The sequence below is a fragment of the Ochrobactrum teleogrylli genome (genome assembly GCF_006376685.1).
GTDB classification, from domain to species: Bacteria; Pseudomonadota; Alphaproteobacteria; order Rhizobiales; family Rhizobiaceae; genus Brucella; species Brucella teleogrylli.
The window spans coordinates 344852-371796 of the sequence record NZ_VEWL01000002.1; the positions used below are offsets into that span (position 1 = coordinate 344852).

Below are 26945 nucleotides of genomic sequence, written 5' to 3' on the forward strand. Positions count from 1 at the left end.
ATTGCGCCGAGAGGAAATAACAAATGCAACGCGATGAAATTCCTGCGATCATCCCCCACGATATCGAGGAAAAGAAGCAGGCGGCGCAACGCTGGTTCGAAGAACTGCGCGACCGCATCTGCGCAAGTTTTGAACAGCTTGAAGACGAGCTGCAAGGCCCCCTGTCCGACCGTGAGCCCGGCCGCTTCGTGCGCACGCCCTGGCTGAAGGAAGAAGGCAAGGGCGGCGGCGGTGTCATGTCGATCATGAACGGGCGCGTTTTTGAAAAAGTCGGCGTTCACGTGTCCACTGTCTATGGCGAATTCTCGCCGGAATTCCGCAAGCAAATCCCCGGCGCGGAAGAAGACCCGCGTTATTGGGCAAGCGGCATCTCGCTGATCGCGCATCCGCAGAACCCGCATGTGCCAGCCGTTCACATGAACACGCGCATGGTCGTGACGAGCCGCCAGTGGTTTGGCGGCGGTGCCGACCTGACCCCGGTTCTCGACCGCCGGCGCACGCAGGAAGATGCCGACACGCTCGCTTTCCATAAGGCGTTCCGCTTCATCTGCGAAAAGCACAAGAATGTCGTCGACTACCAGCGCGTGAAGGACTGGTGCGACGAGTATTTCTTCCTGCCGCATCGCAATGAACCGCGCGGCACCGGCGGCATCTTCTATGACTGGCTGCATTCGTCGGATGAGAAAGGCGGTTGGGACGCCGATTTCGCCTATACGCGGGATGTGGGACGCGGTTTTTCCGTCGTCTATCCGCATCTGGTGCGTCAGAACTTCAATCAGGACTGGACGCAGGCTGACCGTGACGAGCAGCTGGTGCGTCGTGGACGCTATGTGGAGTTCAACCTGCTCTATGATCGCGGTACGATCTTCGGCCTCAAGACCGGCGGCAATGTGAACTCCATTCTGTCGTCTATGCCGCCCGTGGTGAAATGGCCTTAAAGCATTTCCAGCAAATGAACCAAAAGGAAAGGGCCGGATAACCGGCCCTTTCTTATATGCCAAAAGCGGGGTGATGGGTGATATCGCCTTGCGGCATGTCCGGCCCGAAGGCCAGACACTGGACATATTCCGCGGGCACATCCGGCATTTTCAGCCGCGCATCGGCTTTGAAACCGAACCGCCCGTAATAGCCAGGATCGCCCACCAGAACACAGCCCTTTGCGCCATCGGCCCGCAACAAGGCGAGACCTTCACGGACGAGCGCCCCGCCAATCCCCTCGCCTTGCCTTTCGGGCTGAACCGAGATGGGGCCAAGCGCATACCAGCTTTTGTCCTCGCCTCCGATCAGAACCGGCGAAAAGGCCACATGGCCGAGGACAGCATCCCCGTCCACGGCAACCAGCGACAAGGTGAGCGCCGAGGCCGTGCGAAGCGCATCGACGATCTCCCCCTCCCGCTGGTTGCTATAAGGAACCTTGCTGAACGCCTCATCCGTCAGCTGACGGATTGCAGCACTATCATCGGGCTTTTCCTTGCGAAGATACATGACGCGCTCCCTCAACGGTTATTGAGCTGGGCGCGAACGTTTTCGCGCCCTTTCAGCGAAATGCGATAGGGACTGCCTGATCGGGATTCGATCAGCCTTTTGCGCCGCAATTGCTGGAACACAGCCATTGTACAATCGGCGAGCAGGTAACCCTCACGGGTATAGCATTCTATGTTGCAGACGCGTCCGTCTTCGCGCAAGTGGCGGATATGGCCACCTTGCGCCAGCACGTGTAACACGCGCTGTTCAATACGTGAGATATTCATTGTTGTTCATGCCTGGATGGAAACCATGACAAGCACCAGCGCGCGCAGACAGCGTTTCGCTATCCACGGCCAATGCCGTTCCCGTCCCTGAACACCTGCCGATCAGACGCAATCAGCGCCTGTCATGCAGTCCTTGTCCGGAACGATTAAAGGCTTCCAACAATCTCCAGCATCAACAATTCCTCTTTCAGAGGTGGATAGGTCAAAGGGCCGGTCGGCCCTCTGACCCGCATGTAAGATCGCACGGGGCGAAAGTCAAACCCGATCAGGCTTTTGGCTGGTTGCGGAGCTTTTCGGCTTCCGCATAGAACTTCTTTTCCCACTCATTGTGGTTGTCCAGTCCTTCCTTGATGAAGGGCGTGAAGATGGCGAGGTTCATCAGGCACCAGTTGACGAAACGGGCCGGGAATTTCAGCGGCTTCACGAAGTCGACAAACAGCACCACGCGGGTCTTGTCAGTGTGGTTCCATGCTTCATGCTCATAGGCATCGTCGAAAATGAGAACCTTGCCCTCATGCCAATGGCAGACCTGCTTGTCCACGCGAATGGCGAGCTTGTCGTTCGGCTCCGGAACGATGAGGCCGAGATGCAGGCGCAGCACGCCATTATACGGCCCACGATGCGGCGGCAGATGCTTGCCCGGTTCGAAGATCGAGAACATCGCCGTAGTCAGGCCCGGTATCTTGTTCACGATGCGCCAGGTTTCCGGACAGGTCTTGATGTTCTGTTCCGATTTCACGCCGAAACCGAGCAGGAAGAAGGTCTTCCAGCGATTATCGGTCGAAATCGTCTTCACGTCGGTTGAAATATCCTGAAAGGACGGAAGCTCGCTCTGGCGCAGCAGGATCGTGTCCAGTTCCTTGCGGATGGCTGGCCATTCCTTTTCGATCTCCGCCGCCCAGGGGAAGGTTGCATTGTCATAAACCGGCGGATTGCCCAGCTTGGCATATTTCAGATTGAGACCTTCGGCCCAGGATACGATCCCCATGAAAAACCGGGTGATCTTGCTCGGGCGGTCCATTGCGGCCAGACCTTCCGTGCCGAATTTCTGTTTCGGATCAGAGGCTGCCTTATCTTGGATCGATGTATCGGGATTGGACATTTCATGCTCTTTCAAAATCGGCGCTGAAAAGATTCCCAGCCATAAACTGATGAAACTACGGCTGAATTTTGCAAACAAGCGGTCAGCTGTTCATTTTATCGCGATCAAGTTTCTCCAGAAGCGCTGCACGGTCAAGGGTAAAACCGGAGTCGATCCAGAAAGTTTCGAGCGACCGCAGTGCCTGTCCGAGACCGGGGCCTTTTTTCACGCCGAGCGCCAAAAGATCACTCCCCGTCACGGGAAAGACCGGGGCTTCATATTTCTCCGCCGTTTCCAGCAAACGCGAAAAGCCACCGGCGCGGATCATCGCATCGTCGCTGCCTGCCGCATCAGCCCGCGCCGCCGCATAACCAAGCTTGATCCGATCCACCACCGCCTGCTTACTGCCGCGATAGACGACCTTCTTCAAGGCCTGCTCGGAAAGCTCTGGCTTGACGGCATCGGCCCGCGCCCATGCTTCGAGCCGCGCCCGCTCTGCATTGGACATTTTGAGGCGCTTGCCCATTTCTTCCATGCGCACGGCGTCCGGTGGCACGATGCTTTCAAGCCGCAGCAGCGGATCAGCGGACCAGCCAAGATCGCCTTCGGAACGCACGAGACCGTGTATGGCGTCGATGCCCCATTTTTCGCTTTCAGGCAGGACCAGGTTCAAGACCCCGCCTTGCCGCATCCATAAAAGGGCGCGCGACGGATCGGGAGCCGACAGGAGTTTCTTCAATTCCGACCATACCCGCTCAGCGGAAAGCTGGCTGATACCGTCCTTCAGCCTTGCGCTGGCGCGCAGACCGTCAGCCTCCGGTCGCCCGGAACCGTACCAGGCAAAGAAGCGGAAAAAACGCAGGATGCGCAGATAGTCCTCGCGGATGCGCTGTTCAGCATCGCCGATGAAACGCAGCGTCCGGGTTTCGATATCGGCAAGTCCGCCGACATGATCGATGATCGTGCCGTCAGCGGTGGCGTAGAGCGCATTGATGGTGAAATCGCGCCGCTCGGCATCGGCTTTCCAGTCGGTCCCGAAGGCAACCTTGGCATGGCGACCATCGGTCTCGACATCCTTGCGCAATGTCGTCACTTCATAGGCATGTCCATGCGCGACAACGGTGATGGTGCCATGCTCGATGCCGGTCGGGACAGGTTTGAACCCCGCTTCCTCGACCAGCCCGATTGTTTCCTGCGGCACATGCGTGGTGGCAAGATCGACGTCGCTGACGGCGGTTCCAAGCAGCGTGTTGCGCACCGCACCGCCAACCACACGCGCTTCCCCGCCATCACGGTTCAAGGCCTTGAACAGCGCCTGCAAAGACTTCGACTTCAACCAGGGCGCCGTGTCGGCAATGTTCACACTGTCGCTCAAACGTAGAGCCTTTCATAAAGTCCGCGAATGATCCCGGCGGTAATTCCCCAGATGAATCGCTCGTTATAGGGCATGGCGTAATAAAAGCGTTCCTTGCCGTTGAGTATCCTGCTTTCGCGCCGGTGATTGGCCGGATTCATCAGGAAAGACAATGGCACCTCGAAAATATCGGCCACTTCGTCCGGGTTCGCATGCAGGTCGAACGGGGTTTTGACCACAGCCAGAACCGGCGTGATCGAAAAACCGCTGCCGGTTAGATAACGCGGCAGATTGCCGATGATTTCGGCACGCTCGGCTGCGAGCCCGATTTCCTCGTTGGCTTCGCGCAGCGCTGCATGTTCCGCCGTGCCATCTTCAGGGTCGATGGCGCCGCCCGGAAAGGCGATCTGGCCCGAATGTTGTCGCAAACGATCGGTGCGCTGGGTGAGAAGCACCGTCGCACCGGGACCGCGATCCACCACCGGCACCAGCACCGCCGCATCGCGCATCTTTGCGGTGACCATGGCCTGCTCGAATTCCGGGTTCAGCGCGTGATCGCCGGTAATGTCACTGTGATCCGGCTGCCAGCTGCGAACGCGCTCGGCAAAATCACCGGCGGAAAACGCCGAAAGGGAATGCAAGCCGCGCTCCATCATTTTAGGGCAGCCTCCAGCGCATCGGCAGGCATGATCGGGAATATCGCCCCGCCGGATCGCACGGCAAACAAGGCCACACCGTCCATCTTGATTTCCTCGCCAAGCGCGACCAGATCATACATGACCGAGCGCGTCACCAGCGCTTCCAGACGCCCACGGATCAGCACATAAGGTTTCAGCCCGCCGCTTGCTTCTTCAACGACAAATCGCAACGGATGCTCGGCATCGACTTCCACCACGTCGCCCACATTGGTGCGGAATGTCAGTGTCTGTGCCGCGTCTTCACCGGAAACCTGCATTTCAACGGCAATGAATGGCGCATCTTCAACTCGAATGCCGACCTTTTCCACCGGCGTGACGAGATAGGTCTTGCCGTCCGCGTCCTTGCGCAGCACGGTGGAGAACAGCCGCACCAGCTGTTTGCGACCAATCGGCGTGCCCATGTAAAACCATGTGCCATCGGCCTTGATTTCCATGTCGAGATCGCCGCAGAAATCGGGATTCCAGCGCTCGACGGGCGGAATGCCGCGCTCTTTCGTTGACGGTCCGCTTTGCGCATCGGCATGCGCGCGTGCAATCAGGGCTTCCAGACCGCTGGTCGACCCAGCGTCTTGCAGCGCGTTTTGCGGCGCAACTTTGCCTATAGGGGTGCTCTTTGTCATCCGACTCGGTTATTCCTGTTCGAATGTGCTTAATATGATGGAAGTCATGAAATAGTCACCGTTTGACGGCTTGTCAGCACTATATGCGATTTATAGGTGTCTGAATCAAAAAGCGTCAGGCCGAGAATGGCGACTTTTAGATAAGACACCAAGGCACTTCCGCCAAAGCGGTTACACATTGCGAGGTCACCATGAGCGTCGTCATCACGCCTGAAACCGCCAATTCCGAGCAGATTGTTGCGGAAGCCGAACGGGCGCTCGCAGATATTGCGCGCATCAAGGAAGGCGTCGGCACCGTCATCTTCGGACAAGAAAGTGTGATCGAGCGCACGCTCGTCGCCATTCTGGCTGGCGGTCACGCGCTTCTGGTCGGCGTACCCGGCCTTGCCAAGACCAAGCTGGTGGAAACGCTGGGCGTGGTGCTCGGTCTCTCCGGCCAGCGCATCCAGTTCACGCCTGATCTGATGCCATCCGACATTATCGGGTCTGAAGTCATGGAACAGGACGCCGACGGGCGCCGTTCGTTCCGCTATCTCAAGGGGCCGATTTTCGCCCAACTGCTGATGGCCGACGAAATCAACCGCGCCTCCCCGCGCACCCAGTCCGCGCTATTGCAGGCCATGCAGGAATATCACGTCACGGTCGCGGGCCAGCGCTATGACCTGCCCGCGCCGTTCCACGTTCTGGCAACGCAGAACCCGCTGGAGCAGGAAGGTACCTATCCGCTGCCGGAAGCGCAGCTCGACCGCTTCCTGATGCAGATCGACATTCTCTATCCGGAACTGGAAGCAGAGCGCCGCATTCTTCTTGAAACCACCGGCGTCGCTGAGGCGAAACCTTATGAGATTCTCGATGCGGAACGATTGAGGCAGATGCAGACATTGGTGCGCCGCATGCCGGTTTCCGAAAGTGTCGTCGAAGCGATCCTGAAACTGGTGCGTTCGGCGCGCCCGGATGCCGACAACGATCATGCGAAGCAGCATATCGCCTGGGGTCCCGGCCCCCGCGCCAGCCAGGCGCTGATGCTCTGCGCCCGCGCCCGTGCACTTTATGATGGCCGCCTCGCCCCTTCGGTGGACGATGTGAAGGCGCTGGCCGAGCCGGTGCTGCAACACCGTATGGCGCTCAATTTCGCCGCCCGCGCCGATGGCATGCATATCCGCGATGTCATCGCCAATCTGGTAAAGGCCGCGGTCTGATGGTGATCGGCACGCAAGTTTCCACCGCAGATCGCAAGGATACGCTGGCCCGCGCACGTGCGCGGGCAGCGGCGATCCCCGATCTGCTGGTCGAAGCGCAGCGTGTCGTCAATACCGTCATGAATGGCTGGCATGGACGGCGCAAACGCGGTCCCGGTGAGAACTTCTGGCAATTTCGCCCCTATGTGCAGGGCGAGCAGCTTTCGCGTATCGACTGGCGGCGTTCCGCCCGTGACGATCATACCTATGTGCGCGACCGCGAATGGGAATCAGCGCATACGGTTTGGCTGTGGTGCGATTTCTCGCCCTCCATGCTCTATCGCTCGCAGATGTCGCCTGTTTCCAAGGAAGCCCGTGCGCTGGTGCTGACGCTGGCGCTGGCGGAAATCCTGTCGCGTTCCGGCGAACGCATTGCTTTTCCAGCGCTGATCCCGCCTTTTGCCGCCCGCAACGGCGCAGAACGTCTTGCCGGCGCGCTCATGCATGAAGCGCCTGTAAGCGTATTGCCGGATATCGCGCAGATCCGCCGTTTTTCGGAAGTCGTTCTTGTCTCCGATTTCCTGCACCCGTTCGATGAACTGACAGAACTTCTCGACCGCCTTGCGAAACGCGGCGTGCGTGCGCATCTGGTCGAAGTCGCCGACCCTGCAGAAGAAACCTTTCCCTATACCGGGCGCACCGAATTTCGCGATCCCGAGACGGGTGCAACGCTGGTTGCCGGTCGCGCCGAAACCTATGCCGAGGATTATCGCCGTCTTTACACGGCCCGGCGCGAAACCCTGTCGGACTTCTGCAAGAGGCTCGGCTGGAGCTATTCTGTGCATCGCACCGACCGTCCGGCGGCGGAAGCCCTTGCGCGTCTGCATCATGCATTAAGCGCAACGGGGGCATTGGGCGCAACGGGGGCTGGCGCATGAATTTTCTGCCGCTCGCCTTCGGCTCACCGCTGATCCTCGCCGGTCTGGTTGCCCTGCCGGTGATCTGGTGGCTGCTGCGCATGACACCGCCGCGCCCGCAGGAGGAAACCTTCCCGCCGCTGCGCATTCTGGCGCAGGTTTTCAAGCGCGAGGAAGTGCCATCCAAAAGCCCGTGGTGGATGACACTTCTGCGCCTTTTGATCGCCGCACTCGCGATCATGGCGCTGGCAGCGCCGATCTGGAACCCGCGTCCAGTCGCGCTGACCGGCAATGAACCGCTGGCCATCGTGATAGACAATGGCTGGACCGCCGCCGAAGACTGGCAGCAGCGCGTCAACGCCGCTGAAAAGCTGATCGACGACGCGGAAAGCGCCAACGCGCAGATTTACATCCTTGGCACCGCCGAGCCGGCCAATGCGGAAATCGGCCCCTATGACGGCACCCGCGCCACGGAACGTTTGCAGGCCATGCAGCCACGCCCGATCCCCGTTGACCGCAAGGCGACGATGGAACGGCTGGCATCCGCCCTGTCCGATGGCGAGAAAGTGCGCCTTGCCTTCATGAATGACGGGCTGGCGACCGCGGCCGACAGCGAAACCTTTGCCGCGCTGGACAAGACCGGCCATCTGGCGAGCGTCCTTTGGTATGGTGCCGATCTCGGTCGCACCCTTGCGCTGACCGGGGTGGACAACAAGGCCGACAGCCTCGAAGCCATCGCCATCCGCCCGGAAGGCGTGACCATGCCGCGCAGCCTGACGGCTGCCGCCTATGACGACAAGGGCCGCCGCATCGCCGAAGCGCCGCTGTCCTTTGCGCTGGGCAGCCCCGAAGGCACGGCGCGGTTCAACCTGCCGGTCGAATTGCGCAATGATTTCCGCCTCATCCGCATCGATGGTATCGAACAGGCGGGCGCCACCCATCTGATCGACGCCGGGTCCGAGCGCCGCACCATCGGCCTGATTGCCAGCGGCGACGGCGATGTCGCGCAGCCGCTTCTGTCACCGCTGCATTATATCAAGCGCGCATTGTCGCCCTACGCCAATCTGATCGAGCCACGTTCCGCCGATCTGCTTCAGTCGGTGCCGGAATTGCTGGATGCCAAGCCGTCCATTCTCATCATGGCCGATATCGGCACCTTGCCGCAGCCGGTCGCCGAGCAGATTTCTGCATGGGTGGAAGAAGGCGGTACGCTGGTGCGCTTTGCCGGGCCGCGTCTGGCGGGCGCGAGCGACAACGATACGTTGCTGCCGGTGCGGCTGCGCAAGGGCGAGCGCGCGCTTGGTGGCACCTTATCCTGGTCTGAACCGCAACAGCTGCGCGCCTTTCCGGAAAAGGGTCCGTTTGCCGGGCTGCCAATCCCCGAAGATGTCAACGTCAACCGGCAGGTGCTGGCCGAACCGTCCTTCGACCTCAACGACAAGGCCTATGCCATCCTTCAGGACGGCACCCCGCTGGTGACAGGCCAGCAGCGTGGTCGTGGCAATATCGTGCTGTTCCATATCGCGCCGGACGCCACCTGGTCGAGTTTGCCGATTTCCGGCTCCTTCGTGGAAATGCTCCGCCGCATCGTGTCTCTGTCGCAGCGCACCGGCGCGCAGGGTAATCAGGATGCCGTTTCGCTGCCGCCGTTCCAGTTGCTTTCGGCTGCCGGTGCGCTGACGCCGCCGACCTCGGAAGCCAAGCCGCTGATCGTCGAGCGCAATAAGCAAGCGAGTGTCAGCATCAACACGCCGCCCGGTTTTTACGGCAATGAGGACGGTTTGAAAGCACTTAATATTTTTGCCGACAGCAACACCAAGCTGGAGCCGATCAAGCAGCCGACGCTGTCGGTCGGCGTCACGCCTGTCTCTTATACGGCAGATCAGTCGATATCGCTGGCAGGCCCGTTCTTTGCCGCCGCCGCCATGCTTCTGGCGCTCGATTCACTGCTGATGCTCTGGCTGCGCGGCGCATTCCGCCGCCGCATGAAGGTGCGTGCCAAAACGGCGGGGATTGCTTTGCTCCTCGCAGGCAGTCTTGCTGTCCTCTCTGCCGGTCATGACCGCGCCTTTGCGCAAGCACCCTCGCCGCAGCCGCCACAAATTCATGACGACAGCAAGCCCGGCGATGAGGCGATCATCGGCTCGGTTTCGCAGACCCATCTTGCCTATATCATCACCGGCAGCGCGGAAACCGACAATATCAGCAAGGCCGGACTGAAAGGTTTGACCTTTGCACTGACCGACAAGACCGCGCTGGAACCGGGCGACCCGATCGGCGTCGATCCATCCAAGGATGAACTGGCCTTCTATCCGCTGATCTATTGGCCGATTGATCCGAATGCACCGATGCCGAGCCCGGAAGCCATCGCCAGGGTGGATGCCTATATGCAGCAGGGCGGGACGGTCCTGTTCGACACGCGCGACCAGTTGCAGTCAGGCGCGAGCCTCGATCCGTCGGTCTCACCCGCCAACCAGCGCCTGCGCGCCATTCTGGACGACATGAATGTGCCACCGCTCGAACCGGTGCCGGACGATCATGTCCTGACGAAATCCTTTTTCATCATGCCGGATTTTCCGGGCCGCTATGAGGGAAGTCCGCTCTGGGTGGAAGCGACCGCACCCAATGCCTCACCGCGTGACCGTCCCGTCAGAACCGGCGACGGCGTGACGCCGATCATGATCACCGCCAATGATCTGGCGGGCGCATGGGCCGTGGACGATCAGGGCAATCCCCTGCTCCCCACCGTGCCGAACGACCCGATGCAGCGCATCTATGCCATTCGCGGCGGCGTCAACATCGTGATGTATATGCTCACCGGCAATTACAAGTCCGATCAGGTCCATGTCCCGGCCCTGCTCGAACGGCTGGGGAATTAGAGCATGATGTTTTTTAGCGAAGCCGTCAGCAGATCCAGGTTCCCTTTTCCCCTCATCCTGAGGGGCCGTCAAAGACGGCGCATCATCCTGAGCTTGTCGAAGGATCGAAGGGCGAGAGGAAACGCACGGCGCGCCGGCCCTCGATCCTTCGAGGCTTCGCTGCGCTCCGCACCTCAGGATGAGGGGGGAGCGTTGCAGTCCGTAAAGATAGGAACCTACGGCGATAGGAGGCGGGCATGAACATCGAATTCGAACCGTTCCTTTCCACGCCGTGGCTCATTGGCATTCTGGTTCCACTGGCGCTGCTGGTGCTGGCAACTGTCGCCCTGCGCATGCGCGGGGGATTGATCCGTCTTCTGGCCGCCGCGGCGCTGGCGCTGGCGCTCTTCAACCCTGTCGTGATCAATGAAGAACGCGAGCCGCTGAAAAGCGTTGTCGCCGTCGTGGTGGACCGCAGCCAGAGCCAGGAACTGGGACAGCGCCGCGCCGATACCGATGCCGCGCTGAAAGCCGTGCAGGATCAGCTTGCCACCATGCCGCAATTCGAAACGCGCGTGGTGGAAACCGGCAAGCCGGGCGAAAACGAGGACGGTTATGCGACGCGGCTTTTCGGGCCGCTGGCCCGCGCCCTGCTCGACGTACCGCCCACGCGTGTCGCGGGCGCGATCATGATCACCGATGGGCAGGTGCACGATACCCCCGCCAACAAGAATGCGCTGGGCTTCGACGCGCCCTTGCATGCGCTGGTGACCGGCAAGCCGGACGAATTCGACCGTCGTATCCGCTTCAACAAGGCCCCGCGCTATGGCATCAGCGGCAAACCGCTGGAAATGTCGTTCACGGTCATTGACGAGGGCAAAGACCTCGGCAGCCCGGCTCGCGTCGAAATCCGCGTCAATGGCGAAGCAGTTTCGCAGGAAGACGCGCAGGTGGGACAGGAAACGCCTGTCACCATCACCCTGCCCCGCGCCGGTGTGAATATCGTTGAAATCGCCACGCCTGGAATTCCCGGTGAAGTGACCGACTCCAACAACCGTGCGGTTGCAACCGTTGACGGCATTCGCGAAAATCTGCGCGTGCTGCTCGTCTCCGGCGAGCCGCATAATGGCGAGCGCACCTGGCGCAATCTGCTGAAATCCGACGCTGCGGTCGATCTCGTCCACTTCACCATTTTGCGCCCGCCGGAAAAGCAGGACGGCACGCCGATCAACGAACTGTCGCTGATCGCCTTCCCGACGCGTGAGCTGTTCGTGGACAAGGTCAACGAGTTCGATCTCATCATTCTCGACCGCTACCAGCATCGCGACGTGCTGCCGCTGCTCTATTACGATTACATCGCGCAATATGTGGAAAATGGCGGCGCGCTGCTGGTCGCTGCCGGGCCGGAATATGCGGGCGAAATGTCGATTGCCCGCACACCGCTTTATAACGCCCTGCCCGCCATGCCGACCGGCACTGTAACCGAAAAGGCGTTCTATCCGCGCCTGACCGATCTCGGCAAACGCCATCCCGTCACGCGCGGTCTGGACGGCAGCGAGCAGGAGCCACCACGCTGGAGCCGTTGGTTCCGCACCATCGACATCACCGCGCCGCAGGGTGAAACGGTGATGAGCGGTGCCGACAACAAGCCGCTTCTCGTTCTCAACCGCGTCGGGAAAGGCCGCGTCGGCATGTTCCTGTCCGATCAGGGCTGGCTATGGGCGCGCGGTTTTGAGGGCGGTGGTCCCTATGCGGCGCTCTATCGCCGCATCGCCCACTGGCTGATGCAGGAGCCGGAGCTGGAAGAAGAAGCGCTCACCGCAGCAGGCAATGGCCGTGTGCTTTCCATCCGCCGCCAGACCATGGGGGACAATCCCGGCACCGCGACCGTCAGCACGCCTTCGGGCAAGGAATTGCCGGTCAATCTCGCCCAGAGCAAGCCGGGGCTGTTCGAAGGGTCGTTGCAGACCGACGAAATCGGTGTCTTCCGGATCAGGAATGGCGATCTGGAAACATTGGCCCATGTCGGACCCGTAGATGCGCCGGAATTTGCCGACAGCATTTCGACGGTGGATCGTCTGAAGCCGCTCGCCGAGGCGACCGGCGGGTCGGTCTATCGGGTTCATGCAAGCGCCGACAGCGCAGTGCGGGTGCCAGCGATTACGGCTGTCGCCGCCAATCGTACCGCCAGTGGCAATGACTGGATCGGCCTGCGCGAAACCGCCGATACGCAGCTGAAAAGCGTGAACCGTCTGCCGCTATTCTCCGGCTTCCTGGCGCTCGCTGCCCTGCTGCTTGTGTTCGGTGGCATGTGGTATCGCGAAGGGCGGTAATCCGTCCTCACGCACCGTTCCTCGTCTGACACCCCCGTTGCCCCCTCATCCTGAGCAGGTGCGAAGCACCGTGTCGAAGGGCGAGGGCACGCGCTGATTTCCCCTCTCCTTCGATCCTTCGAAAATCTCAGGATGATGCGCCGTCTTCGACGGCTTCTCAGGATGAGGGGAAAGCAAACGTTTTCGCTGAACTGAAATCAGGCCCGGTTGGCGTGGCGCACAATGCCGCTGACGCCGCTTGCGGCGCCGGGGGTGAGTTCGCAGGCGAGCATCCGGCGCGGATCGACCGCCGCTGGCATGACCATGGTGCCAGAAGGCACCATCTTGAAGCCGAACGGTCCATAATAAGGTTCGTCACCGACCAGAATAACCAGCTTGTGACCGGACTTCGTCGCCGCTTCCAGCGATAGACGCATCAGCGTGCCGCCAATGCCCCGCTTCTTCCATTCCGGCCGCACGGCAAGCGGACCCAGCAGAAGCGCTGGCGTCTTGCCGATCACGACCGGCGTCAGCCGTACCGAACCCACCACGATGCCGCCCATCAGGGCAACGAAGGAAAGATTCAGATCATGCGGACCGCCTTCGCGAATGAAATGCGCAGCGCGGGTAAAGCGCCCCGGTCCGAAAGCTTCGGCATTGATGGCTTCGATTTCAATGTCGTGCGCCGGGCATTCCTGCGCGTAGGTCAGTTCAAGCTGTTGCATGGGCTTAAGATCACAATTGGAGACTTCGGGGACCGTCAGGTCAATGGAATGCACGCCGCGCTCGCAGCGCGGTTTGAGTTTCATCGTCGGATGAAAAGCATTTCCATTACGTGTCTCCTGGGCGACCTAACCTTTGGATGATCGCAAATTGGAAACCCCATTACACCAAAATGAGCAGCGGTAAAACCATTTTTTTCAAATTGGCAGTTTCTGCTTCTCTTTTTGGCAGCGTGACGCACTGTTCACGACTTGTCGTGCTGTAAAATCGCCGGTTTCGCTCTATTTTGAGTTCCAAAAGGAGAAATCACATGGGACTTCTGGTCGATGGCAAGTGGCAGGATGTCTGGTACGACACCAAAAGCACAAAAGGCCGCTTCGAGCGCTCGAAATCGCAATTCCGCAACTGGGTAACCGCGGATGGCAGTGCCGGTCCAACGGGCGAAGGCGGCTTCAAGGCTGAACCGGGGCGCTACCATCTTTATGTTTCCTATGCGTGCCCATGGGCGCATCGCACGCTGATCTTCCGCGCGCTGAAGAAGCTTGAAGATGTCATTTCAGTTTCGGTCGTGGACTATCTGATGGTGGAAGAAGGCTGGACCTTTTACGGCACCACCGGCAGCACCGGTGATGATCTGTACGGCTCCAAGCGCCTTTATGAAATCTACACCCGCGCCGATCCGAATTATTCCGGTCGCGTTACCGTGCCGGTTCTGTGGGACAAGCAGCGCCAGACGATTGTTTCCAACGAATCGTCAGAAATCATCCGTATGCTCAACACAGCGTTCAATGAATTCGGCGATGCCTCGCTCGACTTCTACCCGGACGCGCTGGCCGCTGAGATCGATGCGCTCAACGATTTCATCTATCCCAATATCAATAACGGCGTTTACCGCGCAGGCTTCGCCACCTCGCAGGATGCTTATGAGGAAGCGTTCAAGCAGTTGTTCGCCGCACTCGACACATTGGAGGACCGTCTGTCCCGCCAGCGCTACCTGGCGGGATCAAGCCTGACGGAAGCAGACTGGCGTCTGTTCACGACGCTGCTGCGTTTTGATCCGGTCTATGTCGGCCATTTCAAATGCAATCTGCGCCGGATCGCCGATTATCCGAACTTGTGGAACTATACGCGCGAGCTTTATCAGGTGCCGGGCGTTGCCTCGACGGTGAATATGGAGCACATCAAGGGCCATTATTACCGCAGTCACAAGACGATCAACCCGACCGGCATTGTGCCAACAGGCCCTGAGATAGACTTTGCCGCCCCGCATGACCGGGATCGGTTTTCAAAGAGCTAACCCTTCCGACCCGCACTGCGCCTTTCCTGCAACAGTCAGGATTCCTAATTCAGCTCTCTCTCATTCTCTCGTGCCCCTTTGATCTCGATCAATGGGGCGCGAGGCGACGCAGTTCAGATTGGATGCATCCCCCAAGGACGAAATCCAAGACTGAGACCGTGACCAAGGAGAGATTTGATGAACCGTTTTGCGAAAGGGCTGCTCGCAGCAACCGCGCTGACCTTTGCCGCACCGGCAGCCTTTGCCGCCGATAGTGTGGTCGCCCCGCCGGCCTCTGAAATTCAGGCGGTGCCCGAAGCGCTTTCGCCCTGGCAGATTCGCGTGCGCGCGCTCGGCGTGATTGCGGAAAACAAGGGTCATGTGAACGGCGTTCCGGGTTCCGATCTCGACTATTCCAAGTCGATCACGCCGGAACTCGATATCACCTATTATTTCACCGACAATATCGCCGCCGAACTCATTCTCGGCACGACCTATGCCAATATCAATGGCGCAGGCTCGATCAGTAGTCTGGGCAAGGTCGGCAAGACGTGGATTCTGCCACCAACGCTTACGCTGCAGTACCACTTCACCAATTTCGGCGCGTTCAAGCCTTATGTCGGTGCAGGCGTCAACTATACGATCTTCTACAATCAGGATGCGGGCAGCGCGGATTACCTGAAGGTCAAGAACACGTTTGGCGGCGCGCTCCAGTTCGGTGTCGATTATATGATCGACGAACATTGGGGCCTGAACTTCGACGTGAAGAAGCTGTTCCTCGAACCGAAATTCGACGTCACCGTCGGCGGGCAGGAATTGAGCGGCAAGGCCAAGCTCAATCCCTGGTTGATCGGTACGGGTATTACCTACCGCTTTTAATTCAGTGCTATTAAAAAGGGCGCGCGCTGCGCGCCCTTTATACCAAAGTATTACTCAGTATCCCCGCTCAGAATCAAACAATAACGCTGGGCGCCCGTGGTATTACCACATCGGCAGCGGTTCCAGATCATACAGCGCTTCCTGCAAGCGCCGCTTGGTGGAGGCCGTGGTGCCTTCTGGTAGATCATCCAGAGGAAAGAAACCGCTTTCGGCGATTTCTCTATCCGGCTCTTTGGGCGCAAGTTGTTCAAAGGAACGGCATACATAAAGTGCAACGTGATCGCGTGGCGAAGCATGGGCATTCTTGTAAAGAGCAAGAAGTTGCGGGCGACTTTTCAGGATAATATTACCTTCTTCCCGCAGTTCTTTTTCCAGCGCCTGTTGAAAAGTCTCCCCACTATCAACACCGCCGCCTGGTAACTGCCAACCCGGCACGTAAGTATGTCTCACTAAAAAAACCGAGTTATTCTTTTCATCATACACAATTGCCCGCACCCCAAGGGTCATGGGGCGTCGCAAAAGAAAATATGAATGAAATATAAAATGACGAAAGCGCATTCCGACTCTCCAGCAAACATTATATGCAGCTATCAATGCAGCAATCGCATCAACAAAAAGTCGCTAAATACGGTTTCTATTTCAGAAATTATCCAGTAAACGGGCCATATGTTTCGCCTCGCTCACATCTCCGATATCCACCTTTCGCCACTGCCGCGTGTGAGATATCGCGAATTGGCATCAAAGCGCATCACTGGTTATATCAATTGGCTGCGCAACCGCAAGGGTGCAATGCATGGAACGGTACTCGATAAACTTGTAGCCGACATGCTGGCGCAAGCGCCGAATCATATTGCCGTCACCGGCGATCTGGTCAATCTGGCTCTCAATCTGGAAATAGACATCGCCGCCGAATGGCTGTCGAAGCTGGGCAATTCTAACGATGTTTCGGTCGTGCCCGGCAATCACGACGCCTATGTGCCCGGCGCACTCGACCGGTCCTGCCGCAAATGGGAACCGTGGATGCGCGGCGACGGCATCGACAACAAGGGCAAGCGGCCGCAATTTCCCTATATGCGGGTGCGCGATGATGTCGCGATGATCGGCGTCTCGTCGGCGCGCGCCACAGCCCCCTTCATGGCGAGCGGCGATTTTCGCTCCGCGCAGGCCAAGCGCCTCGCCGCAGCACTGGATGAGGCAGGCGCGCGCGGGCTTTTCCGGGTTGTGATGATCCACCATCCGCCGATCCACGGCGCAACGCCGACCCACAAGCGCCTATACGGTATCCGCCGTTTTCAGAAGATCATTCGAAAGCACGGCGCGGAGTTGGTCATTCACGGCCACACCCATCTGGCGACGAAATATGAAATCGACGGACCGAACGGCCAAGTGCCGGTGATCTGTGTCCCGTCGGCCAGCCAGAACTATGGCGGCCACAAGCCCCCTGCCCGCTACAATATTTTCAACATCGACCGCAAACCGGACGGCGGCTGGTATTGCCTGTGGGAACAGCACGGCATTGAAGATGTGAGCGAGCGCATTTTCAAGATCTCCGAACAGGAACTCTACACATGAAAAAGGCGGCCAATGGCCGCCTTTTCAACTCGTACAGACGTTCGGCCTATTTGCCGATCACGCGGTTAGCCGCCGATACGATGGCCTCCAGCGAGGCGCTGACGATATTGTCATTGATGCCCGCGCCGAACAGCTTGCCACCCGGATGCGCCATTTCGACATAGGAGATGGCCGATGCGTCCGAACCCTGCTGGAGCGAATGTTCGGAATAATCCACCACCGACATTTTCACCCCGAGATATTTGGACAGCGCGTCGACAAAACCGTCGATCGGACCGGTGCCCTTGCCTTCGATATTCTTGGTCACGCCGTTATCGGTGATTTCGGCGGTGAGAATGCGGCGGCCCTTCTGTTCCGGATCGGGAATGGTGTGGTGATCCACGAACTTGATGCGGGCATCGGACTGCGTCACATAGAGCTTCTGGAACTCTTCATGAATGCGCTTCGAAGGCAATTCCTTGCCTTCGTCGTCGGTGATCTGCTGGATGATTTCGCGGAACTCGACCTGCAGATTGCGCGGCAGGTTCAAGCCGTAATCGGCCTGCAGGATATAGGCGATACCGCCCTTGCCCGACTGCGAATTGATGCGGATGATCGCTTCATAGGAGCGGCCCACATCCTGCGGATCGATCGGCAGATAAGGCACTTCCCAAACCGGCGAATTGGCCGACTTGCGCGCCTTCATGCCCTTGTTGATCGCATCCTGATGCGAACCGGAGAAGGCGGTATAGACCAGCTCGCCGACATAGGGGTGGCGCTCCGCGATCTTCAGCTGGTTCGAATATTCGTAGACATCCTTCATGCGATTGATGTCGGTGCAATCCAGCTCGGGATCGATGCCCTGCGTGTACATATTCAGCGCCAGCGTCACCACGTCCACATTGCCGGTGCGCTCGCCGTTGCCGAACAAAGTGCCTTCCACGCGGTCGGCACCGGCCATCAGGCCCAGTTCCGTCGCAGCGATGCCCGTACCGCGGTCATTGTGCGGATGCAGCGAAATAATCAGGTTCTCGCGATTGTCGAGATTGCGGCACATCCATTCGATCTGGTCGGCATAGACATTCGGCGTGTTCATTTCCACCGTGGACGGCAGATTGACGATCAGCTTGTTGTCCGCCGTCGGCTTCACGATCTCGATGACCGCATTGCAGATTTCCAGCGCCACATCCAGTTCCGTGCCGGTAAAGCTTTCCGGCGAATACTGGAAGCGATAGCCGCCGCCTGCCTTGGCAGCCATATCCATGATCATCTTGGCGGCATCGGTCGCGATCTGCTTGATTCCGCCCACATCCTTGGCGAAAACCACGCGGCGCTGCAATTCACTGGTGGAATTGTAGAAATGGATGATCGGCGTCTTTGCGCCTTCCAAAGCTTCGAACGTGCGGGTGATCAGTTCCGGGCGGCACTGCACCAGAACCTGCAAATCCAGTTCGTCCGGCACATTGCCCTGTTCAATCGCCCAGCGGCAGAAGTCGAAATCCGTCTGCGAAGCGGATGGGAAGCCGATCTCGATTTCCGGGAAACCCATATCGACCAGCAAACGGAACATGCGCTCCTTACGGTCATGGCCCATCGGGTCGATCAGCGCCTGATTGCCGTCACGCAGATCGACCGAACACCAGATCGGCGCCTTTTCGATCCGCTTCGATGGCCAGGTACGGTCATCGAGCTTCGGGGCCGGGAACGGCGAATATTTGGTGGCTGCGTCCCGCATGCCTTTACGTTCGGCTTTGGCTACGGATTGCGGCGTGATAACGGACTGGTTCATTTCTCGTTTCCTCCCGGCTTCTGGACGGCATTACAGCTCGTCAAGCACGGATATTCATGATCGATTATAAGGGTTTTCTGAAAAGGAGCACAGGCCAGCGGGACCGTTTTCGACCGCCGGACGCTCCTTCAACGAGCCCGGCGATCGCCGCTAAGGCCGAGGGTAAGAAGCGAGTTGAGAACGCAAACATCGACGCGCGCGCCAGTGGCGGCAGCCGAATGTTCCAGAGATGTTGCGTTCTTCGTCATCATGGTCAAGCTTTTACACGCGCGATTTGGCCGACGCAAGATGGATTTACGACAGCTGCCTCAGTCATACCTGTTTTTAAATCAGGCGAATGGCACAGCACTTGTCCCCAAAGGCAGCTTCGCTTCGTCCTCCGGCTCGACATGGATCACCACGCGGGCACTACTGATCTGCTGCTTCAGCGCATCCTCAATGCGGTCACAGATCACATGCGCATCGCCAACGCTCATGTCGGCTGCGACAACCAGATGAAACTCGATGAAGGTGACGCGTCCGGCAATACGGGTTTTCAGGTCGTGCACTTCGATGGCGCCAGCGGCATTGGCCGAAATGACATCGCGGATGCGCATTTCTTCGACAGGCTCGACGCCAATATCCATCAGGCCCTGTACCGACGAATTGATCACATGCCAGCCCTGCCACAGAATATTCAGCGCCACGACAATGGCGAGCAGTGGATCAAGTATCGCCCAGCCGGTGACGACCGCCCCAACCAAGCCAACCAGCACGCCAGCCGAGGTGACAACGTCGGTCATGATATGCTTGCCATCGGCTTCCAGCGCCGGGGAGCGCGCGCTGCGCCCGATGCGGATCAGCAGCATCGCCCAAACAGCGTTGATGGCGGCAGCGACAGCGTTGATGCCAAGGCCAAGCCATGGCTCTTCGAGCTGGCGTGGCGTTTCCAGTGCAAACCAGGCTTCCCGAAAGATCAACAGCGCCGCGACACTGATCAGCACGCCTTCAACAACAGCCGATATATATTCCGCCTTATGATGGCCGAAGGGGTGGTTTTCGTCGGCGGGCTTATAGCTGACGCTGATCGCCCACCACGCGCCCATGGACGCAATTACATTGACGATGGATTCGAGCGCATCCGAATAAAGGGCCACGGAGCCTGTGAGCAGATAGGCCACATATTTCAGACCCATCACTCCCAGAGCAACCGGAATCGACCACGCGGCTAGCCGCCGAACTCTTGCACTCGCGTCCATGACGAACCTTTGATTTGTCTTAATTACGGCCCGAAAATCGGGAATTGGCCAATTCGAGGCCCATCACTCATGCGTATCGACTCGAACCCGGGATAACTTCCCGAAGCCGGTCAAGTCCTATGCAATAGCATTTTAATGACCGCTCTATAGCCCAGTTTGGTCCAAGTTCGTACCCCTGTTTTTTCAGTTATCGCATTTAATTTTCTTCTGCAAATGCAAGGCATTACAGTTGCAAATGAGTTGCTACAGCAAGCAGCGAAAATGCGCCCTCGACACCCCAAACAAAACCGGCCACAGGGTGCCTGCGACCGGTTGAGTATGCCGATGATTACGGGCCCGCTCAGTAGTTGCTGCGGCGCTTCTTATGCTTGCCCGCCAGATGCGTGACCACATTTTCGATCATGCGCATACCGGCATTATGGCCGAGCGTCATGATCGATTCCGGGTGGAACTGAACAGCCGCCACCGGCTCCTTCTTATGCTCGAAAGCCATGATCACACCGTCTTCGGTTTCCGCCGTGACGAGGAAATCGTCCGGCAGACGCTCCGGATCGGCAAAGATCGAATGATAACGTCCGACCGTCACTTCCTTCGGCAGACCGGAGAAAATGCGTTCCGGCTTCGACACGCGAATGCGCGACGGCTTGCCGTGCATCGGAATGCGCAACTGGCGCAGTGTGCCGCCATAGGCTTCCGCCAGCGCTTGCAGCCCAAGGCAGACGCCGAAAATTGGCAGTTCGCGCTTGCGGGCCTTGTCGATGGTCGCCTTGCAGTCGAAATCCTGCGGCGAGCCGGGTCCGGGCGAAAGCACCACGAGATCAGGATTGACGCGGTCGAAAATATCGTCGGCAACCGGCGAACGCACCGTGGATACGGTTGCACCCGTCTGGCGAAAATAATTGGCCAGCGTATGCACGAAGGAATCTTCGTGATCCACCAGCAGGACCGAGATGCCCTCGCCCACCTTGGCGGCAACGCGTTCTTCCGCGATCTGATTGCTCTTCTGTGCCTCACGGACAGCCGCGATCATAGCCGATGCTTTCAGCTCGGTTTCGGCTTCTTCCTCTTCCGGGTTGGAATCGAACAGCAGCGTCGCACCGGCGCGGATTTCAGCCACGCCATCCTTGATGCGAATGGTGCGCAGCGTCAGGCCGGTATTCATGTCGCCGTTGAAATGCATCATGCCGATGGCGCCACCGTACCACGCGCGCGGGCTGCGCTCGTTTTCTTCCAGAAAACGCATCGCCCACAATTTCGGCGCGCCTGTCACGGTCACAGCCCATGCGTGGCTGAGGAAGCCGTCAAAGGCGTCCATGCCGTCGCGCAGGCGACCTTCGATATGATCGACCGTGTGGATCAGGCGCGAATACATTTCAATCTGGCGGCGACCGATCACCCGCACCGAACCCGGCTCGCAGACGCGGCTTTTGTCGTTGCGGTCCACATCCGAACACATGGTCAGTTCGGATTCATCCTTCTTTGAATTGAGCAGTTTCAGGATCTGCTCCGAATCCGAAATCGCGTCCTCGCCGCGCTTGATCGTGCCCGAAATCGGACAGGTCTCGATGCGGCGGCCATTGACGCGCACAAACATTTCCGGCGATGCGCCGACCAGATATTCGTTTTCTCCAAGGTTGATGAAGAAGGAATAAGGCGACGGATTGATCGTCTTCAGGCGGCGGAAGATTTCCGACGGTGCGGTGTGGCAGCGCTCATAGAAAGTCTGGCCCGGTACCACTTCGAACAGGTCGCCCCGCTTGAAGCTATCCTTGGCGCGCTCGACGAGCTTTGCGTATTCGCCCGGATTGTGATCGCCGCGTGGCAAGGTGCGCTCCGATGGCTTGAACGCCTCGGAAGGCGTTGCCCGTGCCAGACCATGCGTGGAAGACCCGCCGCAGCTGAACTCATAGCGATCCACCCAGGCGCGTGCGGCGTAATGGTCGGCGACGAAGATCTCGTCGGGAATGAACAGCACCAGATCGCGCTGGGTTTCGGGGCGCTTCAGCTTGTACTGGATCGGATCGAACTGGAATGCCAGATCATAGCCGAAAGCACCGTAGAGGCCGAGATTGGCGTCTTCTTCCGAGAAGAAAAGCCCGACAATGGCGCGCAGTACGGTAAATACCGAAGGCATACGCGAGCGCTCTTCTTCGGTGAATGCGCCGGTCGGCTCCGCGATGGTCAGTTCGATGCGGTCCTCGGTGGATGCGTCCACCGTCACTTCGCCCAAGGCCTGCACGGTCTCCAGAATGGGGCGTAGCAGGATCACGCCGCGGGCGTTCAATGCCTCGATGCGCATGGTGCGCTGGCGCGAGGTGATGACCACCGGCGGATCGACGATTGCCGTATCCCATCGCGTGTAGCGGCCCGGATATTCGTAATTGGACGAGAACACTGCACCGCGTCTTTCATTGAGCACATCGATGTAGGTTTCGATGGCGCCCTTATACGCAGTGAGATGGCGCACGCGCTCGACGACAATGCCGCCGGCCGTTTCGTGCTGAAATATCTCGCTATCCGCTATCTTCGCATTCATGGTCGGCTAATCCCAATTGCTTTGGTTTTTCGAATATTTCCGGGCTTCGGTCCCATTCGGGCAGCCAAACAAAAAGGCCGCCCGGATAATCCCAGCGGCCCTGTCTCCTGAACGCATATGCGCAAACGCCTGCGTGGCCGCTTTTAGCGAGCCCACCACCAACCGTTGATGCGAATGTGCGAAATGTTCATGGGCGCTAGTGTTAGCGCTCCGCCCCGCCCCTTGCAACCGGAAAATTTCAAGCCCGCTTTTTCCACGGCGGCAGCAATGCGATACCTGATAATTCTGTCAGGCATACACCTGTCAGAATTATTGCTAGACCTGCGCAGCGGGCAAAAGAAAAGTCCGGACACCACGGAAGGTCCGGACTTTTCCCTGTCCTTAATGAGGACATACAGACAAGGAAGCGGGGTGCCTTGCCTGATCACAACGAGGCTCCACGCCCCCCAAATGACTAAATTTATAAGTGTAATACGATTTTTAGTATGGCCAAACACTACCATGGGTTGCATAATCTTGGCAACTAGTAATTGATTCGATCTTACCTGTTCGTATTTGACACAAGCCGCGACTGCCCCCGTAAATTTGTCGGCCTTCCACCAAGTTTCGTCTTGCGCCCAGCCCCGATTTCAGATTCATTCCCGTGACTTAATTCAGAATGAATGCATGAAGAAAAGAGTCGCCACGAACAGGCGACCATTTGGGGACACACGCATGAAGAACCTTGATGCCATGGACCGGAATATCCTGCAGGCCCTTCAGGAGAACGGGCGCCTGACCAATACCGAGCTTGCCGATCGCATCAATCTCTCGCAGACAGCCACAGCCGAACGCGTCAAGCGCCTGACGCGCGAAGGCTACATTCTGGGCTATTCGGCACGGCTGTCGCCCAAGATGCTCGACCGCGCCATGCTTGTGTTCATCGAGATCAAACTCGACCGCACGACGCCGGAAGTCTTCGAGACCTTTGCGACTTTTACGCGCAACAATCCCGACGTTCTGGAATGCCATATGGTGGCGGGCGGCTTCGACTATCTCGTCAAAGCCCGCGTTTCCGATATGGACCATTATCGTCGTTTTCTCTCTGAAGCGCTGCTTTCGCTGCCCGGTGTGCGGGAATCGCACACCTATGCCGTCATGGAAGAAGTCAAGGAAACCGCGCATATCGCGGTTTAAAAGGCCGCTTATCGCGGTCAGCTGCTGTCAGGATCATCACCTTCCCTGCAAGAGAGTGCTTGTCAAAAGATGATTACGGGTATATACCCGCATCATGGCACATTCCTGTTTCTGCATCCTTCTGCGTCAGGCATCACGCAAGACCTCGGCCATCTATGACGAGGCGCTGGCACCGCTTGGCATCAATGTCGCACAGTTCAGTCTGCTGCGTCGGCTCGACCGTGCGGGAACGCTGTCGATCACCGAACTGGCGCGCATGGCGGAGCTTGATCGTTCAACCATGGGGCGCAATGCCAAGGTGCTGCAGCGGATGGGCCTGATCGAGCCCGGCGACGGTCAGGATCACCGCGAAACCAATATCAGATTGACCGATACGGGCCGGGACCTTCTCGCCCGTGGCGGTCCCCTCTGGGACAAAGCCCAGGAAGAAATCGAGACCAAACTTGGAAATGATGGGGTTCAACAGTTGCAGGCGCTGCTTCAGGCACTCTGAAGTCGGTGGACGCGATCCCCTACTTAAAATTGACTGGAAACAATGACGGAGCGGGCTGTGATCGCTACGAACGCCGCCGCTCGCCTTCCTATCCGTGGCCATTTTGGCAAAAATGGTCCTAACCGAAAGCGCTCAAGATGATATCTGCCCGCCTCGCACGCGTTCTCGAACAGAGAAACATCCATTATGGATGGGTTGTCGCCGCCATCACCTTCCTGACCATGCTGGCAACGGCTGCCGCCATGGGTTCGGCAGGCATATTGATCGAACCGCTCCAGCGCGAATTCGGTTGGACCAACGCCAATATCTCCTTCGCCATGGCGCTGCGTTTGGTTCTGTTCGGCCTGATGGGTCCCTTCGCCGCTGCTTTCATGAACCAGTTCGGCCTGCGCCGCGTTGTAACCGCAGCGCTGATCCTGATCGCCAGCGGCCTCGTCGGTTCCATCTTCATGACTGAGGAATGGCAGATGGTGGGCCTTTGGGGCATCGTCATCGGCGTCGGCACCGGCATGACTGCGCTTGTGCTGGGCGCGACCGTTGCCGCGCGCTGGTTTGAAAAGCGCCGTGGCCTCGTTGTTGGCCTGATGACGGCCAGCAATGCAACCGGCCAGCTCGTCTTCATGCCGATCCTCGCCAGTGTCAGCCAGAGCATCGGCTGGCGCACGTCGCTCACCATCGTCATCGGGTTTCTGACCGTTGCGCTGCTGCTGGTTCTGGCACTGATGCGCGATCACCCGGCAGATATCGGCCTCAAGCCCTATGGCCGCACGGCACCGCTGCCCGCACCGGAACCGAAGAAGAGCTTTGGCGCCATGCTCGCCTCGCCACTCGTCACCCTGCGTGAAGCATCCTCCACGGCCACATTCTGGGTGTTGTTCCTGACCTTCTTCGTCTGTGGCTTTTCGACAAACGGCCTCATCCAGACCCACTGGATCACGCTTTGCGGCGACTATGGCATCGCGCCGGTCGGTGCGGCTGGTATCCTTGCCGTCATCGGCGCATTCGACCTGATCGGCACGATCATGTCCGGCTGGCTGTCGGACCGTTTCGACAATCGCTGGCTGCTGTTCTGGTTCTATGCGCTGCGCGGCCTGTCGCTGATCTATCTGACCTTCACCGACTTCTCGGTCTATGAACTGGCGCTGTTCGCCGTCTTCTACGGTCTGGACTGGGTCGCAACGGTGCCGCCGACTGTAAAGCTCGCCGCCGAACGTTTCGGCCCGGAAAAGGCCGGTCTGGTCTTTGGCTGGGTGTTTACCGGACACCAGATCGGCGCGGCAGCGGCTGCCGGTTTTGCGGGATTCGTCCGCACCGACTATGACAGCTATACGCCGGCACTCGTTCTGGCTGGCGCCATGTGCCTTGCGGCGGCGGCGATGGTGTTCATCATCAACCGCCCTGCCCCGCGTGTGGTGTTGCAGGCTTCCTAGAGCATTTCCAGCAAAAGTGCGAAGCGGTTTTGCGTCGGATAATGCGTAAAAACAAATAGATAGAGCGGTTCCGACGATTCCATCAAAACAGGAACCGCTCTAACGCGCAGGCTCTTCAAGATAAGCGTCGCCCCAATCGGCGCGGCGCGCCCAGCGGAAGAAATCGCCATCGCGTTTGGTGAACAGGCGCTCTTCCGCTGTTCCGTCACCCTTGCAGAGCTTCACTGAAACCTTGCCGCCGCCGACCCGCGGCGGCGCAATGACCCGCGCTTCAACCGCCTCGGACGGCTGGCGCACTGCCGCCAGATAGATGAATTTTTCATCTTCCCACGGCACTTCCGCATCCTTGGTCATGCGGTGAATGCGCGAACGCGCCACGCGCCGCGAGAAATGGCACCAGTCCGGTGCGACCAGCGGGCATTCCAGCTGATGCGGACAGGGCGCGGCAATCACGGCACCCAATTCGATCAGCGCCCTGCGCGCATCAAGAATACGCTGCCAGCCCGCAGGTGTTCCTGGCTCGACAATCACGAACATCTGCCGCGTGGACGCCCAAAGCTGCGCAACCAGCTTGCGACGGTCATCGGGGGCCAGTTCATCGAGCACATAGGCGATGGTGACGAGATCGGCCTGCGGAAAATCGAGCTTTTCCTTCACCACATCGCCCGCCCGCCAGTCGAGCGATGCAAAGCCACTGTTTCCGGCGAGGCTGCTGCCGACCGCGCGTATGGCCGGGCTTGCCTCGATCATCGTGGCGTTTTCAAGCGACGGCCAGCATCCGCGGGCTGCCCACAGGGCCGTCCCTGGCCCTGCCCCGACATCGAGCATGGATTGCGGCGCAAAATCCGGGCGGACTTCAGCAGCACCGTCGAGACCGGCCCGCACCGCCGCATAAGTCGCGGGCAGACGCGCCGCCAGATAGGCCTTCGCGGCCAGATCGTCGGAAATATGCAGGCGACCGTCCCGGGTCTCCGCGCGATAGCGGCGCGACAGAAGATCGGAAGCGCGTTTGAGATCGGCCAATGCCACGCCCTCAAGCGCGGCATCCACCGCCTGACGCAAAATCGGAGGCAGTTCCATTGCCC

Annotated in this window: 23 protein-coding genes; 11 read left to right on the forward strand and 12 right to left on the reverse strand. The window is 59.0% G+C overall.

The genetic code is table 11. The features are described from left to right. The first annotated feature begins 23 nt into the window (after positions 1-23). On the forward strand, positions 24-938 hold the full coding sequence (gene hemF, locus FIC94_RS05740; protein ID WP_140024228.1) for an oxygen-dependent coproporphyrinogen oxidase: 915 nt from the start codon (positions 24-26) through the stop codon (positions 936-938). A gap of 52 nt (positions 939-990) precedes the next feature. On the opposite strand, the gene FIC94_RS05745 is transcribed toward hemF, so the two are convergent. The 6 genes from FIC94_RS05745 to FIC94_RS05770 form a co-directional block, all read right to left on the reverse strand. Next, entirely contained in the window at positions 991-1485 is a 495-nt protein-coding gene (locus FIC94_RS05745; RefSeq protein WP_140024229.1) for a GNAT family N-acetyltransferase, read from the reverse strand. 11 nt (positions 1486-1496) lie between these two features. Next, positions 1497-1751: a YjhX family toxin gene (locus tag FIC94_RS05750; protein ID WP_109369511.1), complete on the reverse strand. Its 255-nt coding sequence runs from the start codon at positions 1749-1751 to the stop codon at positions 1497-1499. 265 nt (positions 1752-2016) lie between these two features. Continuing rightward, positions 2017-2853 (reverse strand): ornithine lipid ester-linked acyl 2-hydroxylase OlsC, encoded by an 837-nt coding sequence (gene olsC, locus FIC94_RS05755; RefSeq protein ID WP_121536644.1) that lies wholly within the window; start codon positions 2851-2853, stop codon positions 2017-2019. An 82-nt stretch (positions 2854-2935) separates the two neighbouring features. Beyond that, on the reverse strand, positions 2936-4207 hold the full coding sequence (locus tag FIC94_RS05760; protein ID WP_140024230.1) for a CCA tRNA nucleotidyltransferase: 1272 nt from the start codon (positions 4205-4207) through the stop codon (positions 2936-2938). Beyond that, a complete protein-coding gene (locus FIC94_RS05765; protein WP_140024358.1) occupies positions 4204-4839 on the reverse strand; it encodes a CoA pyrophosphatase in 636 nt (211 codons plus the stop codon). Before FIC94_RS05765 ends, FIC94_RS05760 begins: the two co-directional genes overlap by 4 nt. Then, complete coding sequence (locus tag FIC94_RS05770) at positions 4839-5504, reverse strand: DUF1285 domain-containing protein (RefSeq protein ID WP_140024231.1); 666 nt, start codon at positions 5502-5504, stop codon at positions 4839-4841. Before FIC94_RS05770 ends, FIC94_RS05765 begins: the two co-directional genes overlap by 1 nt. A gap of 191 nt (positions 5505-5695) precedes the next feature. Here FIC94_RS05770 and FIC94_RS05775 point away from each other — a divergent pair, with 191 nt between their 5' ends. The 4 genes from FIC94_RS05775 (at position 5696) to FIC94_RS05790 (ending at position 12790) form a co-directional block, all read left to right on the forward strand. Continuing rightward, positions 5696-6703 (forward strand): AAA family ATPase, encoded by a 1008-nt coding sequence (locus FIC94_RS05775; RefSeq protein ID WP_109369514.1) that lies wholly within the window; start codon positions 5696-5698, stop codon positions 6701-6703. Further along, positions 6703-7620 (forward strand): DUF58 domain-containing protein, encoded by a 918-nt coding sequence (locus FIC94_RS05780; protein WP_140024232.1) that lies wholly within the window; start codon positions 6703-6705, stop codon positions 7618-7620. The genes FIC94_RS05775 and FIC94_RS05780 overlap by 1 nt, the downstream gene beginning before the upstream one ends. Next, entirely contained in the window at positions 7617-10478 is a 2862-nt protein-coding gene (locus FIC94_RS05785; RefSeq protein WP_140024233.1) for a DUF4159 domain-containing protein, read from the forward strand. The genes FIC94_RS05780 and FIC94_RS05785 overlap by 4 nt, the downstream gene beginning before the upstream one ends. A gap of 236 nt (positions 10479-10714) precedes the next feature. Further along, positions 10715-12790 carry a hypothetical protein gene (locus FIC94_RS05790; protein ID WP_140024234.1) on the forward strand — a complete coding sequence of 692 codons (2076 nt, stop codon included), beginning with the start codon at positions 10715-10717 and terminating at the stop codon, positions 12788-12790. A 197-nt stretch (positions 12791-12987) separates the two neighbouring features. On the opposite strand, the gene FIC94_RS05795 is transcribed toward FIC94_RS05790, so the two are convergent. Further along, positions 12988-13494 carry a GNAT family N-acetyltransferase gene (locus tag FIC94_RS05795; protein ID WP_109370280.1) on the reverse strand — a complete coding sequence of 169 codons (507 nt, stop codon included), beginning with the start codon at positions 13492-13494 and terminating at the stop codon, positions 12988-12990. A gap of 308 nt (positions 13495-13802) precedes the next feature. Between FIC94_RS05795 and FIC94_RS05800 the strand changes: the two genes are divergently transcribed. Beyond that, positions 13803-14789 (forward strand): glutathione S-transferase family protein, encoded by a 987-nt coding sequence (locus tag FIC94_RS05800; protein WP_140024235.1) that lies wholly within the window; start codon positions 13803-13805, stop codon positions 14787-14789. 177 nt (positions 14790-14966) lie between these two features. Continuing rightward, entirely contained in the window at positions 14967-15647 is a 681-nt protein-coding gene (locus FIC94_RS05805) for an OmpW/AlkL family protein (protein ID WP_140024236.1), read from the forward strand. A 102-nt stretch (positions 15648-15749) separates the two neighbouring features. Here the strand turns inward: FIC94_RS05805 and FIC94_RS05810 are convergent, their stop codons facing one another. After that, positions 15750-16205: an NUDIX domain-containing protein gene (locus FIC94_RS05810; protein WP_109369520.1), complete on the reverse strand. Its 456-nt coding sequence runs from the start codon at positions 16203-16205 to the stop codon at positions 15750-15752. Between the two features lie 108 nt (positions 16206-16313). Between FIC94_RS05810 and FIC94_RS05815 the strand changes: the two genes are divergently transcribed. Then, positions 16314-17219 (forward strand): metallophosphoesterase family protein, encoded by a 906-nt coding sequence (locus FIC94_RS05815; RefSeq protein ID WP_140024237.1) that lies wholly within the window; start codon positions 16314-16316, stop codon positions 17217-17219. A gap of 46 nt (positions 17220-17265) precedes the next feature. Here FIC94_RS05815 and leuA read toward each other — a convergent pair whose 3' ends face one another. The 3 genes from leuA to FIC94_RS05830 all read right to left on the reverse strand — a co-directional run bounded on the left by leuA (position 17266) and on the right by FIC94_RS05830 (position 22761). Continuing rightward, positions 17266-18987, reverse strand: a complete 1722-nt coding sequence (gene leuA / locus FIC94_RS05820; RefSeq protein WP_140024238.1) for a 2-isopropylmalate synthase — start codon at positions 18985-18987, stop codon at positions 17266-17268. Between the two features lie 329 nt (positions 18988-19316). Beyond that, positions 19317-20225, reverse strand: a complete 909-nt coding sequence (locus FIC94_RS05825) for a cation diffusion facilitator family transporter (protein WP_121536542.1) — start codon at positions 20223-20225, stop codon at positions 19317-19319. Between the two features lie 340 nt (positions 20226-20565). Next, a complete protein-coding gene (locus FIC94_RS05830; protein WP_109369524.1) occupies positions 20566-22761 on the reverse strand; it encodes an anthranilate synthase component I in 2196 nt (731 codons plus the stop codon). Positions 22762-23475: 714 nt separating this feature from the next. Between FIC94_RS05830 and FIC94_RS05835 the strand changes: the two genes are divergently transcribed. The 3 genes from FIC94_RS05835 (at position 23476) to FIC94_RS05845 (ending at position 25860) form a co-directional block, all read left to right on the forward strand. Then, entirely contained in the window at positions 23476-23937 is a 462-nt protein-coding gene (locus FIC94_RS05835; protein ID WP_078338776.1) for an Lrp/AsnC ligand binding domain-containing protein, read from the forward strand. Positions 23938-24031: 94 nt separating this feature from the next. Beyond that, positions 24032-24430 carry a MarR family winged helix-turn-helix transcriptional regulator gene (locus FIC94_RS05840; protein ID WP_140024239.1) on the forward strand — a complete coding sequence of 133 codons (399 nt, stop codon included), beginning with the start codon at positions 24032-24034 and terminating at the stop codon, positions 24428-24430. Positions 24431-24567: 137 nt separating this feature from the next. Next, positions 24568-25860, forward strand: coding sequence for an MFS transporter (locus tag FIC94_RS05845; protein WP_140024240.1), 1293 nt, complete (start codon positions 24568-24570; stop codon positions 25858-25860). 99 nt (positions 25861-25959) lie between these two features. Here the strand turns inward: FIC94_RS05845 and FIC94_RS05850 are convergent, their stop codons facing one another. After that, positions 25960-26940 (reverse strand): small ribosomal subunit Rsm22 family protein, encoded by a 981-nt coding sequence (locus tag FIC94_RS05850; RefSeq protein WP_140024241.1) that lies wholly within the window; start codon positions 26938-26940, stop codon positions 25960-25962. Positions 26941-26945: the final 5 nt, after the last annotated feature.

Excerpts from the sequence above, each read along its gene's own strand:
- FIC94_RS05750 (WP_109369511.1), bottom strand. The coding sequence starts at position 1,751 with ATGAATATCTCACGTATTGAACAGCGCGTGTTACACGTGCTGGCGCAA.
- olsC (WP_121536644.1), bottom strand. The coding sequence starts at position 2,853 with ATGTCCAATCCCGATACATCGATCCAAGATAAGGCAGCCTCTGATCCG.
- FIC94_RS05850 (WP_140024241.1), bottom strand. The coding sequence starts at position 26,940 with ATGGAACTGCCTCCGATTTTGCGTCAGGCGGTGGATGCCGCGCTTGAG.
- FIC94_RS05780 (WP_140024232.1), top strand. The coding sequence starts at position 6,703 with ATGGTGATCGGCACGCAAGTTTCCACCGCAGATCGCAAGGATACGCTG.
- FIC94_RS05830 (WP_109369524.1), bottom strand. The coding sequence starts at position 22,761 with ATGAATGCGAAGATAGCGGATAGCGAGATATTTCAGCACGAAACGGCC.
- FIC94_RS05770 (WP_140024231.1), bottom strand. The coding sequence starts at position 5,504 with ATGACAAAGAGCACCCCTATAGGCAAAGTTGCGCCGCAAAACGCGCTG.
- FIC94_RS05835 (WP_078338776.1), top strand. The coding sequence starts at position 23,476 with ATGAAGAACCTTGATGCCATGGACCGGAATATCCTGCAGGCCCTTCAG.
- FIC94_RS05795 (WP_109370280.1), bottom strand. The coding sequence starts at position 13,494 with ATGCAACAGCTTGAACTGACCTACGCGCAGGAATGCCCGGCGCACGAC.
- FIC94_RS05765 (WP_140024358.1), bottom strand. The coding sequence starts at position 4,839 with ATGGAGCGCGGCTTGCATTCCCTTTCGGCGTTTTCCGCCGGTGATTTT.
- FIC94_RS05775 (WP_109369514.1), top strand. The coding sequence starts at position 5,696 with ATGAGCGTCGTCATCACGCCTGAAACCGCCAATTCCGAGCAGATTGTT.
- FIC94_RS05805 (WP_140024236.1), top strand. The coding sequence starts at position 14,967 with ATGAACCGTTTTGCGAAAGGGCTGCTCGCAGCAACCGCGCTGACCTTT.
- hemF (WP_140024228.1), top strand. The coding sequence starts at position 24 with ATGCAACGCGATGAAATTCCTGCGATCATCCCCCACGATATCGAGGAA.
- FIC94_RS05800 (WP_140024235.1), top strand. The coding sequence starts at position 13,803 with ATGGGACTTCTGGTCGATGGCAAGTGGCAGGATGTCTGGTACGACACC.
- FIC94_RS05745 (WP_140024229.1), bottom strand. The coding sequence starts at position 1,485 with ATGTATCTTCGCAAGGAAAAGCCCGATGATAGTGCTGCAATCCGTCAG.
- FIC94_RS05790 (WP_140024234.1), top strand. The coding sequence starts at position 10,715 with ATGAACATCGAATTCGAACCGTTCCTTTCCACGCCGTGGCTCATTGGC.
- FIC94_RS05785 (WP_140024233.1), top strand. The coding sequence starts at position 7,617 with ATGAATTTTCTGCCGCTCGCCTTCGGCTCACCGCTGATCCTCGCCGGT.
- FIC94_RS05810 (WP_109369520.1), bottom strand. The coding sequence starts at position 16,205 with ATGCGCTTTCGTCATTTTATATTTCATTCATATTTTCTTTTGCGACGC.
- FIC94_RS05825 (WP_121536542.1), bottom strand. The coding sequence starts at position 20,225 with ATGGACGCGAGTGCAAGAGTTCGGCGGCTAGCCGCGTGGTCGATTCCG.
- FIC94_RS05815 (WP_140024237.1), top strand. The coding sequence starts at position 16,314 with ATGTTTCGCCTCGCTCACATCTCCGATATCCACCTTTCGCCACTGCCG.
- FIC94_RS05840 (WP_140024239.1), top strand. The coding sequence starts at position 24,032 with ATGGCACATTCCTGTTTCTGCATCCTTCTGCGTCAGGCATCACGCAAG.
- FIC94_RS05845 (WP_140024240.1), top strand. The coding sequence starts at position 24,568 with ATGATATCTGCCCGCCTCGCACGCGTTCTCGAACAGAGAAACATCCAT.
- leuA (WP_140024238.1), bottom strand. The coding sequence starts at position 18,987 with ATGAACCAGTCCGTTATCACGCCGCAATCCGTAGCCAAAGCCGAACGT.